At 44.2% G+C, this 17,633-nt stretch carries 12 protein-coding genes and 5 pseudogenes; 13 read left to right on the top strand and 4 right to left on the bottom strand.

Going from position 1 to position 17,633, the window contains the following annotated elements; translation table 11 throughout:
- Positions 1-125: 125 nt before the first annotated feature.
- Complete coding sequence (locus tag NQ542_RS17900) at positions 126-392, top strand: site-specific integrase (RefSeq protein WP_370686462.1); 267 nt, start codon at positions 126-128, stop codon at positions 390-392.
- A 283-nt stretch (positions 393-675) separates the two neighbouring features.
- Here NQ542_RS17900 and NQ542_RS04230 read toward each other — a convergent pair.
- The 3 genes and pseudogenes from NQ542_RS04230 to NQ542_RS04220 form a co-directional block, all read right to left on the bottom strand.
- A pseudogene (locus NQ542_RS04230) lies at positions 676-969 on the bottom strand (helix-turn-helix domain-containing protein).
- A 53-nt stretch (positions 970-1,022) separates the two neighbouring features.
- A complete protein-coding gene (locus NQ542_RS04225) occupies positions 1,023-1,316 on the bottom strand; it encodes a DUF3876 domain-containing protein (RefSeq protein WP_005649906.1) in 294 nt (97 codons plus the stop codon).
- Positions 1,303-1,615, bottom strand: a pseudogene (locus NQ542_RS04220) (helix-turn-helix domain-containing protein). Before NQ542_RS04220 ends, NQ542_RS04225 begins: the two are co-directional and overlap by 14 nt.
- 228 nt (positions 1,616-1,843) lie before the next feature.
- Here NQ542_RS04220 and NQ542_RS17825 point away from each other — a divergent pair.
- Positions 1,844-2,608 (top strand): annotated as a pseudogene (locus NQ542_RS17825) (LuxR C-terminal-related transcriptional regulator).
- On the opposite strand, the gene NQ542_RS04205 reads toward NQ542_RS17825, so the two are convergent.
- Positions 2,609-3,202 carry a phosphoglycerate mutase family protein gene (locus tag NQ542_RS04205; protein ID WP_172676543.1) on the bottom strand — a complete coding sequence of 198 codons (594 nt, stop codon included), beginning with the start codon at positions 3,200-3,202 and terminating at the stop codon, positions 2,609-2,611.
- A 126-nt stretch (positions 3,203-3,328) separates the two neighbouring features.
- Between NQ542_RS04205 and NQ542_RS04200 the strand changes: the two are divergent.
- The 11 genes and pseudogenes from NQ542_RS04200 (at position 3,329) to cobM (ending at position 17,545) form a co-directional block, all read left to right on the top strand.
- Positions 3,329-5,139, top strand: a pseudogene (locus NQ542_RS04200) (HelD family protein).
- A gap of 351 nt (positions 5,140-5,490) precedes the next feature.
- On the top strand, positions 5,491-6,027 hold the full coding sequence (locus tag NQ542_RS04195) for a helix-turn-helix domain-containing protein (protein ID WP_005649909.1): 537 nt from the start codon (positions 5,491-5,493) through the stop codon (positions 6,025-6,027).
- An 83-nt stretch (positions 6,028-6,110) separates the two neighbouring features.
- A complete protein-coding gene (locus NQ542_RS04190; RefSeq protein WP_036724003.1) occupies positions 6,111-6,584 on the top strand; it encodes a DinB family protein in 474 nt (157 codons plus the stop codon).
- A 238-nt stretch (positions 6,585-6,822) separates the two neighbouring features.
- On the top strand, positions 6,823-8,115 hold the full coding sequence (locus NQ542_RS04185) for an MATE family efflux transporter (protein WP_005639433.1): 1,293 nt from the start codon (positions 6,823-6,825) through the stop codon (positions 8,113-8,115).
- A gap of 63 nt (positions 8,116-8,178) precedes the next feature.
- A pseudogene (locus tag NQ542_RS04180) lies at positions 8,179-8,379 on the top strand (BfmA/BtgA family mobilization protein); the annotation flags it as partial.
- 308 nt (positions 8,380-8,687) lie between these two features.
- Entirely contained in the window at positions 8,688-10,376 is a 1,689-nt protein-coding gene (ettA, locus tag NQ542_RS04175; protein WP_005639431.1) for an energy-dependent translational throttle protein EttA, read from the top strand.
- A 28-nt stretch (positions 10,377-10,404) separates the two neighbouring features.
- Positions 10,405-11,058 carry a 3-keto-disaccharide hydrolase gene (locus NQ542_RS04170; RefSeq protein WP_005639429.1) on the top strand — a complete coding sequence of 218 codons (654 nt, stop codon included), beginning with the start codon at positions 10,405-10,407 and terminating at the stop codon, positions 11,056-11,058.
- Positions 11,059-11,234: 176 nt separating this feature from the next.
- Positions 11,235-12,899 (top strand): AMP-binding protein, encoded by a 1,665-nt coding sequence (locus NQ542_RS04165; protein ID WP_005639425.1) that lies wholly within the window; start codon positions 11,235-11,237, stop codon positions 12,897-12,899.
- A 47-nt stretch (positions 12,900-12,946) separates the two neighbouring features.
- The gene (cobJ, locus tag NQ542_RS04160) at positions 12,947-14,359 is read left to right on the top strand and encodes a precorrin-3B C(17)-methyltransferase (RefSeq protein ID WP_005639423.1); all 1,413 of its coding nucleotides are present in this window, start codon (positions 12,947-12,949) and stop codon (positions 14,357-14,359) included.
- A complete protein-coding gene (gene cbiE, locus NQ542_RS04155; RefSeq protein WP_005639421.1) occupies positions 14,356-15,615 on the top strand; it encodes a precorrin-6y C5,15-methyltransferase (decarboxylating) subunit CbiE in 1,260 nt (419 codons plus the stop codon). Before cobJ ends, cbiE begins: the two co-directional genes overlap by 4 nt.
- Positions 15,608-17,545 carry a precorrin-4 C(11)-methyltransferase gene (cobM, locus tag NQ542_RS04150; RefSeq protein ID WP_005639420.1) on the top strand — a complete coding sequence of 646 codons (1,938 nt, stop codon included), beginning with the start codon at positions 15,608-15,610 and terminating at the stop codon, positions 17,543-17,545. Before cbiE ends, cobM begins: the two co-directional genes overlap by 8 nt.
- Positions 17,546-17,633: the final 88 nt, after the last annotated feature.

The following is a 17,633-nucleotide window of genomic DNA, read 5'->3' as shown; positions in this document are numbered from 1 at the left end:
ATCCGCTTTGTTCCTATCGGTAAAAATTCGGTTACCTGCCGTTGTTTCCGAAACAGGCGGCTAACAGTCTGGTAACTGAAACGTCGCAATATTTTGTTGTCCTTTGCAGGAATGTCTGTTCTGCAATTCTTGAAAAATGCTTAATTATAAACGTTTTACGTTTAATTCTCGTCATTCTGTTTTTTATTGCATTTCTAAATATTACTTACACAGCCCGTCATAGCTATGCCACAAGCATTTGCCTTGCAAATGGCGTGAGTATGGAGAATGTTGCTAAGATGTTAGGTCATGCAGATACAAGCGTAACAAAACACTATGCAAGGGTATTGGATCAGAATATTTTCAAGGATATGCAAAAAGTAAATAGCTGCCTGTCGGAATTGGCTATATAATAAAAATAGTAGCTAATATTGAAAAAGGATTGGGAAGAATGAATTTCATTTTCTCAATCCTTTTCTTTTATAGTAAGTTTTCCAGAACTCAATATGAAGCATTGACAAAGGTAAGTTCCGTATTTAGCCTGTTCAAGTCCGAGCCTTCGGTTTAGATGAAAATCTTCCTCTCACTATGTTCGAGCGTATTTTCATCTAAAGACTTGCACAGACTAAATACTTCACTGGAAAAGTCAATGATTCAAATTAAATTCCGAAAAACAATGTTTTTGGGCTTGGCAGGTTACTCTTTCCAGCTTTCAAAGTAGTGCTTTTGAAGCAGTTTATCAATATCGCTTTGGCGATAGATGATTTTACCTTTTATCTGGATAAAGGGGATTAGTCCTGTATCTCACCACACCTGCAAGGTTCGCAAACTGACATTTAGTTTCTTGGAAACCTCATTATTAAAAAGAAAACGTTCCCCGTTAAGGTGGGGCTTGTAATGTTTGACAATAGATTCAATGCTGTCCAGCATCGAATCGAGCGAAGAAATAAATTCTTTGACTTGTGGGGTATCTTTATTTATTAGTTCCATGATTGAAAGATTGTTTTATTGAAATATTGATTTCAAGATGGCTAGATGGCTGATTAGTTGCGCAGATAGTCACCCAACGATGAAATACTAAGTATATCTTTTGCCGAATCATAATCTATATAGAGCCGTTTAGACGCAATGGCAATAAAATACTGGCTACCATCTTGCTGTATCTCATAAGTAGCGGGTGAAGCCTGTTTGGTAGTTTCCGATACATATATAATAGAAAAGAGATACTCTTTGTCGCTCCAATAGATGATAACCGTGGGATTCAAATTAACACTTTCCCATGTGCCGACAATGAAAAATAGGTTGAAAGACGGGTAATCTTCTTTAGTTCTTTTCATAAGGCATAATTTGTTTGGGTGATTGATTTTGTGTTTCACTGTTCGCAATAATTCTTTCAATATCGGAAGACTTATAATAAATTTTGCTGCCGATTTGAGAATAAGCCAGCCGTCCACTACTACGGTAATATTACAGTGTTCGTTTACTAAAGCCCAACAACAGACACACTTCCTGACTATCCATCCAGCCAGTTTTCTACTTTCTGGATATGAGTGCTGCACAAACTTTCTATTGCAAACTCGGTGAATCGTTCGCAGACATACGAAAAGGTTCTCTTTTCAATGGTTACTACTTCCATACTTTTAATTTTTAATGGTTTATAAAACGTGTTGATTCTATTTTCATCGGCAAATGAAAATAGAATCAAGAGCCGTTTTCAAAACTGTCTGAAAGTGGTATATCCTGTCTATCTCTGGCTCAATTCATTTGGAATATACTCATAGGATATTCTTTTTTTTGAACGTATTTACATAGAAAGTCAAATGGAAATAGAGATACGAAAAGATTTATCGCTTATCTTTGCTACATGACTACCAATAAGATAACTCCCGAAAAATTATGGGCAAGACAGCAGATCAGCCCGCTAGATGTGGACTATGATTCGTGGAATGAACGCAGGGCCTCCATACAGGCATTCTCACAAATGAGCCAGAGTTGTATCTTTACGGTAGATGTTTTCAAAGAACGATACGATTTTGCATCCGATAACTTTGCGACTATCTTCGGATATAACCCTATATGGATAAAGACTATTCGTAAACAGGGCGATTTGCAGGAGGAACGGATTCACCCTGACGACCGGACGCAACTCATCGAACACCAGATTGAACACGGATAGTTCATCTATTCACTTCCGCAGGAACAGAGGAATGATTATCAGCAGATATTCCAAATTCGTATGCTGAATGCCCAGCAGGAATATGTGAATGTTATCAGTCGCCACCAAGTGATTCAGAAAGACAAGAACGGAAAGGCGTGGATGATTATGGGAGTGATGGATCTTTCACCTGACCAAACACCTATGGAGCGAATTAAGCGAACGATTATTAATCGGAAGACGGGTGAGATACTTGCATCGGCAGTTGTTCCGGCAGACCAACAATTAATCAAGCGGGAAAAGGAAATACTTTTATTAATCCGACAGGGCTTTTTGAGCAAGGAAATTGCTTATAAACTGAACCTTAGTATTTACATGGTGAACAATCACCGCAAGAATATATTGGCAACACTGAATGTCGATAATGTGATCGAAGCCATCAACCGGGCAGAAAGTTTCGGTATTCTCTATTGATTATGGCAACCAATCCAAGCTATTTGTTAGCGGATTGGTTTTTCTCCATTGTTCCAGTTCTTCGTAACTACGAACTCCACCCACGAAAACAGCATGATAGATTTCTATGCCGGGAATCTGTACCCCATCCGGCACATCGAATTTAATTTGAAGGATAGTATTCTTGATTTCAGGAGTAAGTCGGTTCGTTATGGCAGCAGTTACTTTTTCTACCACACCATCATATTTTGAGCCTTTACGAATATGAATCATGTCGAACTTCCACGTGTTCATGTCCTCATCTTCGTAGATGGAGTGCCATTCGATGCACTCTTCTTCTGTCTGAATTAGATTTTTAAATTGGATTTCCTTTAAAGAGAGCTGTTCGGCAAGTTCCTGCATCACAGAAAAGCTGGCTGCAATATCCAATGTATCGGTATATATATGCAGGTCTATATCCCTACTCTTTGCCAACAGACCGGATTTGAGTGAGCCTACCAAATGAACGGTTGCCCCAATACGTTCCCATGCCGGGATAATACCGGTATGTTCCAATATATTCCAAGCGGTTTGCTGATTATGTAGGGCAAGTTCAAGAATATCCATATCGTTCATTTTGAGCATGCAAAGATACAAAACTTATGGATATATAGCTATAAATAGCCATTTCCTATCCTACTCGATTGCAGTAATTTTGCGCACCGTTTTGACTCTATTTTCATCCTTTAGCAATAAATTACTATGGTATTCAATCAAACAGAGAAGCAAGAAAGAAGCTATTTGCAGCAAATAATCAATCGGTTGAAGCAGATAATCAGCCATACCGATGTGTCCGTGAAAGACCATGTAGATACATTGGCAGAGTACAAGGACTACCTTTGGAACAATAAAGATATTGATCCGCATGAGATACGTTCCATGCGTGAAAGTATCCTGAATCATTTTGCCATAGGCGAAAGTGTAATTGACAAACGCCGACGGCTTGCCAAAATAGTGGATATCCCCTACTTCGGACGAATCGACTTTCAAGAGAAGAGCGAGAACTGTACGGTAATCCCTGTTTACGTGCTAATGCGGATGATAAGATGAAGAACATTGTTGCCACCATCCAGCGAGAACAAAACCGAATTATCCGTAATGAGGAAGCCCGAACGCTCATCATTCAAGGTGTGGCAGGTTCGGGCAAAACTTCTATTGCCCTACACCGCATCGCCTATTTGCTGTATGCTTTTCAGAGTAAAATCTATTCAAAAGACATATTGATTATTTCTCCAAACAAGGTGTTTGCCGATTACATTTCCAATGTCCTGCCCGAACTGGGCGAAGAAACCGTACCCGAAACCAGCATGGAGCAGGTACTTTCCGAAGTACTGAATCACAAATACAAATATCTTAGCTTTTTCAAGCAAGTGAATGAACTACTGACAAAACCAATATCGGACTTTATTAAGCGAATCGAATATAAATCCTCTTTCGACTTCATCGCCAGTCTGGATCGCTTCATTCTGCACATCGAAAACCACTACTTTAGAGCAGAGGATGTGAAGCTAACCAAACATATCACCGTCCCGGCTGAATTTATCGAAGAGCAATTCCACCGTTTCAACCGCTATCCCATGCGCCAGCGATTTGAGGCAATGACGGATTATATTCTCGATATGATGAAAGTACAGTACGCTTTCACTGTGACGACTACCGAACGGAATTTCCTAAAGAAAGAGATTAAGCGAATGTTTGCCGGAAACAATGATCTGCAAGTCTATAAAGATTTCTTCGCATGGGCAGGTAAGCCGGAACTGTTTAAAATGCGGTAGAATCGCACACTTGAATATGCTGACTTAGCACCAATGGCGTATCTGCATATCGCTTTAGATGGTGGTACAAAGAATGATGTTAAACATTTGCTGGTAGATGAAATGCAAGATTATTCTCCAATCCAGTATAAGGTAATACAAAAGCTATTCCCTTGTCGGAAAACGGTGTTGGGCGATGCCAGCCAGTCGGTCAATCCTTATGGCTCGTCTACTACGGATATGATTCAGAAAGCTCTTGTCACAGGTGAAGTGATGAAGCTATGCAAAAGTTACCGCTCTACTTGCGAGATCACAGATTTTGCACAGAAAATACGGATAAATACCGATCTTGAACCAGTCGCACGGCATGGAGAGAAACCGAAAGTATTACAATTTAATAATGAGAAAGAAGAACTATCTGCTATTAAAGAATTAATTGTCACTTATCAGGCATCCGCCTATAAATCGCTGGGGATTATCTGCAAAACCGAATCGCAAGCCCGTGAGATGGCAGATAAATTACAAATTCCTGATATTAATTTCCTATCAAGCCAAAGTTCGGCTTTTGTGCAGGGTATTGTTATCATCTCTGCCCACATGGCAAAGGGTTTGGAATTCGATGAGGTGATTATACCACAGGTGGATGATAGGAATTATCATTCGGAAATCGACCGGAGTATGCTATATGTGGCGGTAACAAGGGCAATGCACCGTTTAACGCTGACATATAGCGGAACAAAACACACACCATTCATCTAAATTTTCGGCTTACTTTATTGTCATGCGGGGATTAACCTCTATATTTACCGCCATGCGCATAGCAGATTAACGAAATAACGATGAGAGAAAGCAAGATTTTATATCCGTCACCTGTACTTTCCCAATACATTAAATACTATTGGGCGTTAAAGACCGATGAAGTAGAGCCAGTAATGATACAGACTATTCCATCGGGGTGAGAATCTGAATATCCAATCAAAAGGTTTACAGCCGAAGAATTTCATTCGGGGACAGTTCTCAACTTATGGAAGTTTGATTTCAGTGGGAAATATTGATATGATTGCTGTTATATTTCATCCTCTGGGGCTAAATTCATTTGTGCAATGTTCTATGAATAAGTTTTACAACCATTATATAGATGTAGAAGATTTGGAAGATATTGAACTGAATCACCTGAAACGAAATATTTCTGCCGAACCAGCCGTTGAAACCTGCATCCGGTTGATTGAACGCTTCCTTATGCAACGGTTGGTCGATGCAAATTGTAACTACCAAAGAACGCATCACGCTATCCGTCAAATCATCAATCAACCGCAAATTGACGTGAATACCCTTGCTGAAAGTGCTTGTTTGGGATATAGGCAATTCAAGCGAGTATTTTCCAACTATGTAGGAATGAGCCCTAAAGAATATTATCGAGTAGTTCGCTTTCAGCGGGCACTGTATCTGTTGCAGAATCATCCGGGAATAGAGTTCGTAGACTTGGCTTATTCGTGTGGCTTTTATGATTCTTCGCACTTGGTGAAAGACTTTAAAGAGTTTACAGGTTGTTCGCCTACTCAATATCTATCTTCCCGTTCTCTATATTCTACATTCTTTTCCGAAGGTTGCAGGCTGAATGTTATTAAATCGCATAGCCGTGCGTAGTCATTTGTGATAAAGTCAGTTTTTTACAAGTGGATGATAGGCAAAGAACTTACTTTTGCAGAAGTATTTAAAATTAGAAAGTTATACAAGAAAGTAATTTTATACATATAACCGCTGGCATTGCACAGGTTATTGAAGCAGAAGAGAAATTGTTAAGTAGCCTGCCTGTAGAGGTTATCACACAAAGGCGAAATACGCAGAATCGCACCATCAAGCAGATTCTCGGTCACTTGATTGATTCGGCATCCAATAATCACCAACGCATGGTTCGGTTGCAATATAGCAAAGACCTGCTTTTCTTCCCTGATTATACACAGGATAATGACTTGTGGATAGCTTTACAAGATTATCAGAATGCAGACTGGGCTAACTTAATCCAGTTATGGAGGTGTTACAATCTGCACATCATCCAAGTAATTAACTCGGTAGATAAGAACAGACTGGATAGTTACTGGTGCGACTTTACAGGAACAAAGGTCACGCTACAAGAAATGATAGAAGGATATTTGGGACATTTGCACCTGCATATAAAAGAAATCCATGAATTAATCGGTTGAATTTCTTAATTTTTCATACATTTGCGCTATATCAACTCACAAATAGTATTCACTCCTTATGAAACTCTGTATATAGCTACGCTCCTGCGAATAGCCCCTTTCAAGAAAGCTATTCAGCTATTTGACAAATAACGATTTATTTGCCACAGAGATTTTATATCCTTTTATTTATGAATTTACGAGCTGGCAGACCATGTTATGCAGGTCTGTTCGTATCGTGCTATTTTGCAGTTGAGCAATGAATTATACATATAGACAAATATGGCTCATCAACTTTCCGATCATGATGAGCATCTTAATGGAGCAGTTAATCAATATAACGGATGCTGTCTTTTTAGGTCACGTAGGTGAGGTGGAATTGGGAGCATCCGCTATTGCCGGAATTTATTATCTGGCGGTCTATATGCTGGGCTTCGGGTTTAGTATTGGACTTCAAGTGATGATTGCCCGCAGAAACGGGGAGCAGAATTACAAGGCAACAGGAAAGACTTTCTTTCAGGGGCTATTCTTTTTATCGGGATTAGCCGTCTTGCTTTGCCTATTGATTCATGCCGTTTCTCCTTATCTATTGAAACGGTTAATTTCCTCACCGGAGATTTATCAGGCTGTAATCCACTATTTGGACTGGCGCAGCTTCGGGCTGTTGTTCTCATTTCCTTTTCTGGCTATCCGGTCTTTCTTCGTTGGGATAACGCACACGAAAGCCTTATCGTGGTCGGCTGTTACTGCGGTGACGATTAATATGCCGCTGAACTACTTTTTAATATTTACACTGGAATTAGGCATTTCGGGAGCAGCCATCGCTTCATCTTTAGCAGAAATGGGTTCTTTGATTGTACTTTGTATCTACACAAAAGCGAAGATTGACAAAGACAAATACGGATTGAAGCCCGTGTATGATGGACGGTTACTTATCAAAGTCCTGAATCTGTCTGTGTGGAGTATGCTCCATGCTTTTATCAGCGTAGCCCCTTGGTTTCTATTTTTCGTAGCAATCGAGCATTTAGGGAAAACAGAGTTGGCTATTTCCAATATCACCCGAAGCGTATCGGCAATCTTTTTCGTAATTGCCAATTCCTTTGCTGTCACTACGGGTTCATTAGTGAGTAATGTTATTGGAGCAGGAGCGAGAAACGAGCTTTTCCCGATCTGTCACAAGGTTCTGAAATTAGGTTATGCCGTTGGCATCCCATTCGTAGTAGTAGCTTTGCTCTGTAACCGTTGGATTGTCAGTTTCTACACCGATAATGAGCTATTGATAGAATTAGCATTTGCTCCTTTCGTGGTGATGATATTGAATTACACGTTTGCACTACCTGGCTATGTATATCTTAATGCTGTCGGGGGAACAGGAAAAAACAAAATCACCTTTCTGTTTCAGGTGACAACCACCTGTGTGTATTTAGTGTACCTCTATTGGTTGAGCTTCTGTATAAAAGCATCTTTATCCCTCTACTTGACGGCAGAATACCTGTTTGTGATTCTGCTAGCACTTCAATCTATCATTTATCTAAAAAGTAAACACTATTAAAGCGAATCAAGTTATGATGACAAAAATATATCCTCGCATCGGAGATAAGCAAACAGTCTATCCAACCCATCCGAAGCCCCTAAATCCGTAAAATCGGAACTGGCGAAAATAAATAAGGGACAGGATGATATTATCCGATTTATCCGTCACTATGAGGAAGAACAACTGAATCCCATGATACGGGTAACAAATTCTATCGCTTTGCGTTTCGATGTCATCGGTAAAACTTTGGAAACTCTTATGGATAAGCAATTGATGAAAACGACTGTAAATGACGAGTTATCCTCCGAGAAAAATATGCCGGAAAGAAAAAGCGTTTTGAGACAGGAAAATTACTTAATAATCCCTTTGAAAACGTTTTTTGGAGACACTCTGGGGGGAGGATATGCATTTGCGTTTTGCAGTAAGCCGATACATAACAAGTAATCATGCCCCTTAAGATTGCAGACGAAGGAACGCAGGAAAGATAAAAATACACGCTATTTTCATCCGGACATATATAAACTATGAAGATATTTATGTAAGTTTGTCCACAAAGAAAAATGATCATATAAATACACACAATTTGAAACATGGCAGACGACAAGAAAATTATTTTCTCGATGGTAGGCGTGAGTAAAGTCTTTCCGCCTCAAAAACAAGTATTGAAAAATATTTACCTGTCCTTTTTCTATGGAGCGAAGATCGGGATCATTGGTTTGAATGGTTCTGGTAAATCTACATTGCTAAAAATTATTGCCGGCGTCGAAAAAGAATACCAAGGAGAAGTAGTATTCTCACCCGGATATTCCGTCGGATATCTAGAGCAGGAACCGAAACTGGAACCGGGCAAAACAGTAAAGGAAGTCGTACAGGAAGGCGTACAAAATATTGTGGACACCCTCAAAGAATATGAAGAAGTAAACGAAAAATTCGGCGATCCCGAAATACTCGAAGATCCAGACAAAATGGACGCACTGATCAACCGGCAGGCCGAATTACAAGATAAGATAGATGCAACTGATGCATGGAACCTCGACAGCCGCCTAGAAAGAGCGATGGACGCTTTACGCTGTCCTCCTGAAGATCAGGTGGTCGATACGCTGTCGGGAGGCGAACGCCGCCGTGTGGCTCTCTGCCGTTTGCTGTTACAACAGCCGGACATCCTGTTGCTGGACGAACCGACCAACCACTTGGATGCTGAGTCGATCGACTGGTTGGAGCAACATCTACAACAATATACGGGTACGGTTATCTGCATCACGCACGACCGTTACTTCCTCGACCATGTGGCCGGATGGATTCTGGAACTGGATCGCGGAGAAGGTATTCCCTGGAAAGGAAACTACTCTTCTTGGCTGGATCAAAAGACTAAACGTATGGCACAGGAGGAGAAACAAGCAAGTAAACGCCGTAAGACACTGGAACGCGAACTAGAATGGATCAACATGGCCCCGAAAGCTCGTCAGGCAAAAGGTAAGGCCCGTCTGAATTCGTATGAAGCCCTTTTGAACGAAGACCAGAAAGAACGCGAAGCCAAACTGGAAATCTTTATCCCGAACGGTCCGCGCTTAGGGAACAAGGTGATCGAGGCCCAGCATGTAGCAAAAGCATTTGGCGACAAACTGTTGTTTGATGACCTAAATTTCATGTTGCCGCCGAACGGAATCGTCGGCGTGATCGGTCCGAACGGAGCAGGTAAGACTACACTGTTCAAGATGATCATGGGAATGGAAAGTATCGACAAAGGTTCTTTTGAAGTGGGCGAAACGGTAAAGGTCGGTTATGCAGACCAGACACATAAAGATATCGACCCGAAGAAGACCGTTTATCAGGTTGTTTCCGGCGGACAGGAGTTCATCCGCGTAGGCGGCAAGGAAGTCAACTCCCGCGCTTACCTCTCCAAATTCAATTTTGCGGGAGCCGACCAGGAAAAACTTTGCGGCGTACTCTCCGGTGGTGAACGGAATCGCCTGCATCTGGCTCTAACGCTGAAGGCCGAGGCGAATGTGTTGCTGCTCGACGAACCGACCAACGATATTGATGTGAACACACTCCGGGCACTCGAAGAAGGATTGGAGAACTTCGCCGGTTGTGCGGTCGTCGTTTCTCACGACCGTTGGTTCCTCGACCGTATCTGTACGCATATCCTTTCGTTCGAAGGGGATTCAAATGTCGTGTTCTACGAAGGTTCCTATTCGGAGTATGAAGAGTACAAGCGCAAATTATTGGGCGACGTGGAACCAAAACGTGTCCGTTACCGTAAACTTATTGTTGATTAATCGTATAAATAATTAATATTATAAGACCATGAAAAAAAGAATGTTATCGATGGCAGTAGTAGCTGCCGCCTTTTTGTGTTTCGGAAGTGACGCGAGTGCACAGAAAACAACCAAGCTGTTCAACGGAAAAGACCTTTCCGGCTGGAACTTCGTTGTCGATAAGAACTCCGTCCCAGCCGAACAGGTATATTCCGTGAAAGACGGTGTCATCAACATCACAGGACAGCCATTCGGATACATGTACACGAAAGAAAAATACGGAGATTATAAACTACATGTAGAATATCGCTGGCCAAACGGCAAGGAAAAGGCGAACAGCGGTATCTTCCTGCTAATTGAAGAGCCGAAAAACCCGTTTCCGAACGGTATCGAATGCAACCTGATGCTTGATAATGCCGGTGATTTCGTCCTGCTCGGCGGTTCGGATCTGACTGAATACCAGAATAAGCCAGGCCAACCCCGCCCCTCTTTCCCGAAAATCCAGAAGGCGAATCAAGACAGCGAGAAGCCTGCCGGTGAATGGAATGAAGCTAATATCTTCGTAAAAAACGGTGTCATCACGGTCTATATCAATGGCGTTTACCAGAACACCGGGACAAACAAGGTAAAGGAAGGTTACATCGGACTGCAAAGCGAAGGCAAGGAAGTACAATTCCGTAACGTGACAATCACTCCGTGGTAAACAACTATACTTATTTTAAAACACCTATGTTTTGCATTCAAAGCATAGGTGTTTTGCATTCAAATCATATATGTTTTGGAAAGGTGTTTCTTGGGTTTCCATAAAAACATATCGTTTCTTTGCTATCTTTGCAACATTCTCACGGATATTCCGGTTCTTTTTTAAATTATATCACTATGGATAATCGTTTCTTGGACCTTATAGAGAGAAGCATAAAGGAGCATTGGGACCTCCCCGCCTTCTCCGATTACAATGGACATACCTTCCATTTCAAAGACGTCGCACGGCGGATAGAAAAGTTTCACATCCTACTGGAACATGCCGGTATCAAGAAAGGCGACAAAGTGGCCATCGTCGGACGCAACTCCTCCAACTGGGCAATCTGCTTTTTCGGAATATTGGCTTACGGAGCTGTTGCCGTGCCGATCCTGCATGAGTTCAAACCCGACAATATCCATCACATCGTCAACCATTCGGGAGCAAAAGCCGTACTGGCAGGCTCCAGCAACTGGGAGAACATGAACGAAAAGATGATGCCGGATGTCAAGCTATTCATGATGCTGGACAACTTCTCCATTATCGATTGCAAAAATAAGGAGGTACGCACCATACGCGATCGCATCAACGAATATTTTGGCAAGAAATATCCCCGTTCTTTCACCGCCAACGATGTGAAATATCATATCGAAGACCCGGAGGAATTGGCTGTCTTGAACTATACGTCCGGCACGACCAGCTTCTCGAAAGGAGTCATGATCCCCTACCGCAGTTTGTGGAGCAACACACAGTTCGCCTACGACCGTCTTCCTTTCATACATCCAGGAGACAACATTGTCTGTATGTTACCGATGGCGCACATGTACGGGTTAGCGTTCGAAGTGCTGAACTCCGTCAACAAAGGCTGCCACGTTCATTTCCTGACACGCACGCCGAGTCCAAAAATCATCGCAGAGGCATTTGCGACGATTCGACCGGCGCTGATCCTTGCCGTGCCACTCATTATCGAGAAGATCATCAAGAACAAGGTCTTTCCCGAACTGGAAAAGCCATTGATCAAATTGCTGTTGAAAGTGCCATACATCGACCAAAAGGTACGCGAGAAGATCGCCCAAAAGCTGGAAGCCTCTTTCGGTGGGAACTTCGGCGAAATCGTGATTGGTGGTGCAGCCATCAATAAAGAGGTAGAGACGTTTCTCAAATCCATCGACTTCCGTTATACGGTTGGCTATGGGATGACGGAATGCGGCCCACTGGTTTCCTACGAACAGTGGGACACGTTCAAGCAAGGCTCGGTGGGTCGTGTCGTTGACCGCATGGAAATCCGGATCGACTCGAACGATCCGGAAAACGAAGTAGGCGAAATCCTGGTTCGCGGCATGAACGTGATGTTAGGCTACTACAAGAATCCAGAGGCAACAAAGGCTGTGATGCTACCCGACGGCTGGCTACGGACAGGTGACTTGGGAACACTTGACAAAGACGGTTTCCTTTACATCCGCGGACGAAGCAAAAGTATGATCCTAAGCTCCAACGGACAGAATATCTATCCCGAAGAGATCGAAGACCGCCTAAACAATATGCTGTACGTGGCGGAGTCGTTGATCATTTCTCAGGGAGGTAAACTGGTCGCCCTGATCTATCCGGACTGGGAACAAGTGGACAAGGCAGGCATCCAACACTCCGAAATCGAAGAGCTGATGCAGCAGAACATCGACCAACTGAACACTGAAATGCCCGCCTACAGCAAAGTATCTTGCTTCAAGCTTTATCAGGAAGAATTCGAAAAGACACCGAAACGGAGTATTAAACGATATTTATATCAACCCGCAGAGGAAAACTAAATAAATAAATCGTACCTTTGTTTTCTGTTAATTTACAAACAGCTCATATGAACAAAGGGAAAATTACTGTTGTCGGCATTGGACCGGGAAATCGCGATGACATAACGCCTGCGGCATTATCAGCCATCAGGCAGTCGGATGTGATCATCGGATATAACTATTATTTCCAGTTTATACAGGATATAATTCACCCGGATACCCAATGTATCGATACTGGGATGAAGCGCGAGAAAATACGTGCCGAAGAGGCCTACAAATACGCTTCGGAAGGTAAAACAGTGACAGTGATCAGTTCTGGTGATGCCGGAATCTACGGGATGGCCCCGTTGATATATGAAATGCGGACGATGAAAGAGGCGCCGCAAGTGGAGATCGAGGTAGTGCCCGGTATCAGTGCGTTCCAAAAGGCGGCTTCGCTTCTGGGGGCACCTATCGGGCATGATCTCTGTATCATCTCCCTCTCCGACCTGATGACTCCCTGGCTACGGATCGAAAAACGCATACGGGCCGCCGCTATCGGCGACTTCGTGACAGCCATCTACAATCCGAAAAGCGAAGGGCGCTACTGGCAGTTGCATCGTCTCAAGGAGCTGTTCCTCGAAGAACGTGTACCCGAAACACCGGTCGGCTATGTCCGTCAGGCCGGACGCGAAGAGCAGGTCGTCAACCTGACCACGCTGGCAGAGTTCGACCCTGAGCAGGTCGACATGTTCACTGTCATCCTGATCGGGAACTCGCAGTCATATGAGGCCGACGGTAAATTCATCACACCACGCGGCTATTACGGAGAGATCAAGATGAAAACAGATGTCGGGATCGGCCAGGACATCATGATCCGCAGCTTTCGCACCATCGAGAAAGAACTCAAGAACAAAGAAATACCGCTCGACAAGAAATGGGCTTTGCTCCATGCCATCCACACGACAGCCGATTTCGATATGGAAAATATCCTACGGATCGACGATCACGCGGTGGCTTCCCTTTACGGAAAATTCAGCCGGGGGGAGGTGCGCACCATCATCACAGACGTCACAATGGCTGCTTCCGGCATCCGCAAAGGAGCTTTGCAGCGTATGGGGATCGAGGTGAAATGCTATTTGCAAGACGAGCGCACCGTACAACTTGCAACAGAAAAAGGGATCACCCGCACACAAGCTGGCATCCGGCTTGCCGTACAGGAACATCCCAGCGCTTTATATGTATTCGGCAATGCGCCGACCGCATTAATGGAACTTTGTGACCTGATAAGGAAAGGGAAAGCCATTCCCGCCGGCATTATTGCCGCTCCTGTCGGTTTCGTACACGTACAGGAATCCAAACACATGGTAAAGCCGTTTGTCTCTATTCCTAAACTCATCATCGAAGGACGGAAAGGTGGTAGCAACCTCGCCGCGACTTTGGTAAATGCGATTTTATGCTACAATGATGCAAAACAATTAAAACCAGGTAGAGACGTATGAGAACTCAAGAAATTGTAGAAGCTTACGGCAAAACGCACATCTATATGATCGGGATGGACGACAATCCACAGCCTAAGCATATAGAAGTCATTATCAAAAATGTCAAACACGACAACATCTTCTCCGGAGGGAAGCGGCATTACGAAATTGTGAAACCATTCCTACCCGCCGATGCGGTATGGATCGAAATCAAGGCTCCAATAAATGCCGTCCTTGCAGAATACAGCCGGTTGATCCAGGAAGGCAAAGTGATCGTCTCCTTCGTTTCGGGAGACCCGTTCTTTTTCGGCTTCGCTTCCACCATCCGGAAAAACCTTTTAGGAGTAGGCATGAAAGTGTTTCCCTACTTCAACTCATTGCAGATGTTCGCACACCATGAACAAATTCCGTATGAGAACATGCACGCCGTGTCCGTTACCGGACGACCATGGCACGAACTCGACCGGGCGTTGCTGGAATACCGACCGCTGATCGGTGTGCTAACCGACCGTGTCCATACGCCCAGGGCTATAGCCAAGAGGATGATGGAATATCATCTGGACAGGGATTACACCATGTGGGTAGCCGAACATTTAGGCAACCCGAAGAAAGAGAAAATCTATAAAATCTACTCGATCGAGGAAATCAGCGAAATGAGTTTCACCAATCCAAACTGTGTTCTGCTAATGAAGGCTCCAAACTGCGCATTACAACGACCAGCCTTAGGCATACCTGACACGAAATTTATCTTGCTGAATGACCGGACAAAAATGATTACCAAAGCACCGATACGAGTGATAGACCTAAGCCTGTTAGAACTGCATAACAGCCGCTACTTCTGGGATATCGGCGCCTGTACCGGCTCGGTTTCAATCGAAGCGCGGCGCCAGTATCCTCATCTAGATATCCAAGCTTTTGAAGTGCGGAAAGAGTGCGAGAACATCATCCGGGCAAACACACGGCTGCACAGCGCTCCAGGCATAGACCTGCGTATTGGTAACTTCCTCAATCTGTCAATCGAAAAGAACACGATTGTCGATGCAGTCTTTATCGGCGGTCATGGCGGCAAGCTGAAAGAAATCATCCGCAAGGTAGCTTCCCACTTGAACAGTCTGAACGGCAAGATCGTTTTTAACTCCGTTTCAGAAGAAAGCAGCAAGCTCTTCCGGGAGGCGGTTGCAGAAAACGGTCTGAAACTACATTCAGAAATAAACATTACGCTCGATTCCAATAATCCTATTACAATCCTTTGCGCAACGGGTAAAAATTATGTCTAAAAATACACTGAACATTCTTGTGGTTTCGGCAAGTAGTCTGTCGTTAGCACGCAAAATCCGGGACGAATATCCAGGCAAAACTGTCATCTATTGTAGAGAAGCAGATAACGACATCGAACCAGTCACCTCTTTCAAAGAGCTGACTGGCAATCTTTTCGATAAATCGGAAACGATTGTGTTTATCGGGGCGATGGGTATCTGCGTACGGAGTATCGCTCCCTACATCAAGAGCAAGTACACGGACCCGGCAGTCATCTGCCTCGACAGTACCGGCAAATATGTCGTATCGGTACTATCCGGTCATATCGGTGGGGCGAACGAACTGACACATGAATTGGCCCGCATACTGGACGCCGAAGCGGTTGTCACGACACAGAGTGACAACCAGGGACTTTGGGCACTGGACACCTTCGCGAAACAATATGGCTGGGAACAGGATGTCTACAACCCACAAGAAGGCATAATCAGTTTCTTCCAAACCGATTTCGAGAAGATAGACGAGGAAACGTTTAATGCATCGAGGGAAAAGGCCATGAACGAATGTGTCGCCCGTTTCGTCAACTGTCGACCGACCGCCCTCCTGCTCGATATTCGCACGAAGGAGACGGACTATATGAAGGAAACCTGTCCCCCGCACGTCGATGTCTTTTATAAATATAAAGATATCGACCTCGAAAAATACGAGCTGCTGATCACGGTCAGTCCCACTTACTACCACAAATCCCCTATCCCCTGCCTATCATTCTTCCCGAAAGTGCTTCACTTAGGTATCGGATGTAAAAAGGGATTGACAGACATGAAGTCCGTCCTCACGGACCTGTATATCTGCTCCATTTTCTACAGGTTCAACCTGAAGAGCATAGCCGACGTCTCCTCCATCGACCTAAAGAAAGAAGAACCGATATTAAAGGAACTGGCAGACACCTACCTGCGCAGCCCGTTCAAGACCTATCCGGCAGAGGTACTGGACAAAATCCCCGTACCCCATCCTTCTTCCACAGTAAAGAAAGCCACCGGGTCGGGAAGCGTCGCGGAGGCAGCGGCCATCCTGAGTGCGGAAGGAGGCCCATTATTGGTGGGAAAACAAAAGGGGCAGACGAAAGACTTCACTTATGCGATAGCCATCAGCAAATCGGCAATACAGGACGAAGAAGATAGTCAGCAAAAAGGGAAACAGGGACATGGACATATCGAAATTGTCGGAGCCGGACCGGGCGATCCAGAACTGATCTCCATCCGGGGCCGGCGGATGCTGGAAAATGCAGACCTGATCCTCTATGCCGGAAGCCTCGTCCCCAAAGAACTCACCCTATGCGCCAAGAAAGGATCGACGATTCGCAGTTCTGCCGACATGAACCTGGAAGAACAATTCGCCCTTATAAAAAAGTTCTATGACAAAGGGAAGTTCATCGTACGCTTGCACACAGGTGACCCCTGCATTTATGGGGCGATACAAGAACAGATGGCATTCTTCGACCGCTATGGCATGAGTTACCATATCACACCGGGAATCTCCTCGTTCCAAGCTGCTGCTGCAGCTCTCCGTTCCCAGTTCACTATTCCTGAAAAGGTGCAAACCATCATCCTGACGCGTGGTGAAGGACGTACCCCCATGCCGGAGAAAGAGCAGCTGCATAAACTAGCCGCCAGCCAAAGCACAATGTGCATCTTCCTGAGCGCCGGCATTGCCGGACAAGTCCAGAAAGAACTTCTGGAACATTACCCGCCAACGACACCGGTAGCCGCCTGCTACAAGTTGACCTGGAAAGACGAACGCATCTACCGAGGCGAATTGAAAGACCTGGAACAGATCGTAAAAGAAAACAATCTGACACTGACGACCTTGTTAGTCGTCGGTGATGCCATAGACAACCGCACGGGGGTATCACGTCTCTACGCCGAGGAGTTCAAACATCTGTACCGCCGTTAGTGAGGGGCCACCTCCTACCTATGAGGCATGATACCTCATAAGTAGGAGGTACGGAACCTCATAGCTATCAGGCATGATACCTCATAGC

Source organism: Parabacteroides merdae ATCC 43184 (assembly GCF_025151215.1).
GTDB classification, from domain to species: Bacteria; Bacteroidota; Bacteroidia; order Bacteroidales; family Tannerellaceae; genus Parabacteroides; species Parabacteroides merdae.
This window is presented reverse-complemented; position numbering and strand designations above follow the sequence as displayed.

Coding starts and splice junctions, on each gene's coding strand:
- NQ542_RS04225 (WP_005649906.1), bottom strand. CDS start 1,316: ATGAAAAGAACTAAAGAAGATTACCCGTCTTTCAACCTATTTTTCATT.
- NQ542_RS04205 (WP_172676543.1), bottom strand. CDS start 3,202: ATGAACGATATGGATATTCTTGAACTTGCCCTACATAATCAGCAAACC.
- NQ542_RS04195 (WP_005649909.1), top strand. CDS start 5,491: ATGAATAAGTTTTACAACCATTATATAGATGTAGAAGATTTGGAAGAT.
- NQ542_RS04185 (WP_005639433.1), top strand. CDS start 6,823: ATGAATTATACATATAGACAAATATGGCTCATCAACTTTCCGATCATG.
- ettA (WP_005639431.1), top strand. CDS start 8,688: ATGGCAGACGACAAGAAAATTATTTTCTCGATGGTAGGCGTGAGTAAA.
- NQ542_RS04170 (WP_005639429.1), top strand. CDS start 10,405: ATGAAAAAAAGAATGTTATCGATGGCAGTAGTAGCTGCCGCCTTTTTG.
- NQ542_RS04165 (WP_005639425.1), top strand. CDS start 11,235: ATGGATAATCGTTTCTTGGACCTTATAGAGAGAAGCATAAAGGAGCAT.
- cobJ (WP_005639423.1), top strand. CDS start 12,947: ATGAACAAAGGGAAAATTACTGTTGTCGGCATTGGACCGGGAAATCGC.
- cbiE (WP_005639421.1), top strand. CDS start 14,356: ATGAGAACTCAAGAAATTGTAGAAGCTTACGGCAAAACGCACATCTAT.
- cobM (WP_005639420.1), top strand. CDS start 15,608: ATGTCTAAAAATACACTGAACATTCTTGTGGTTTCGGCAAGTAGTCTG.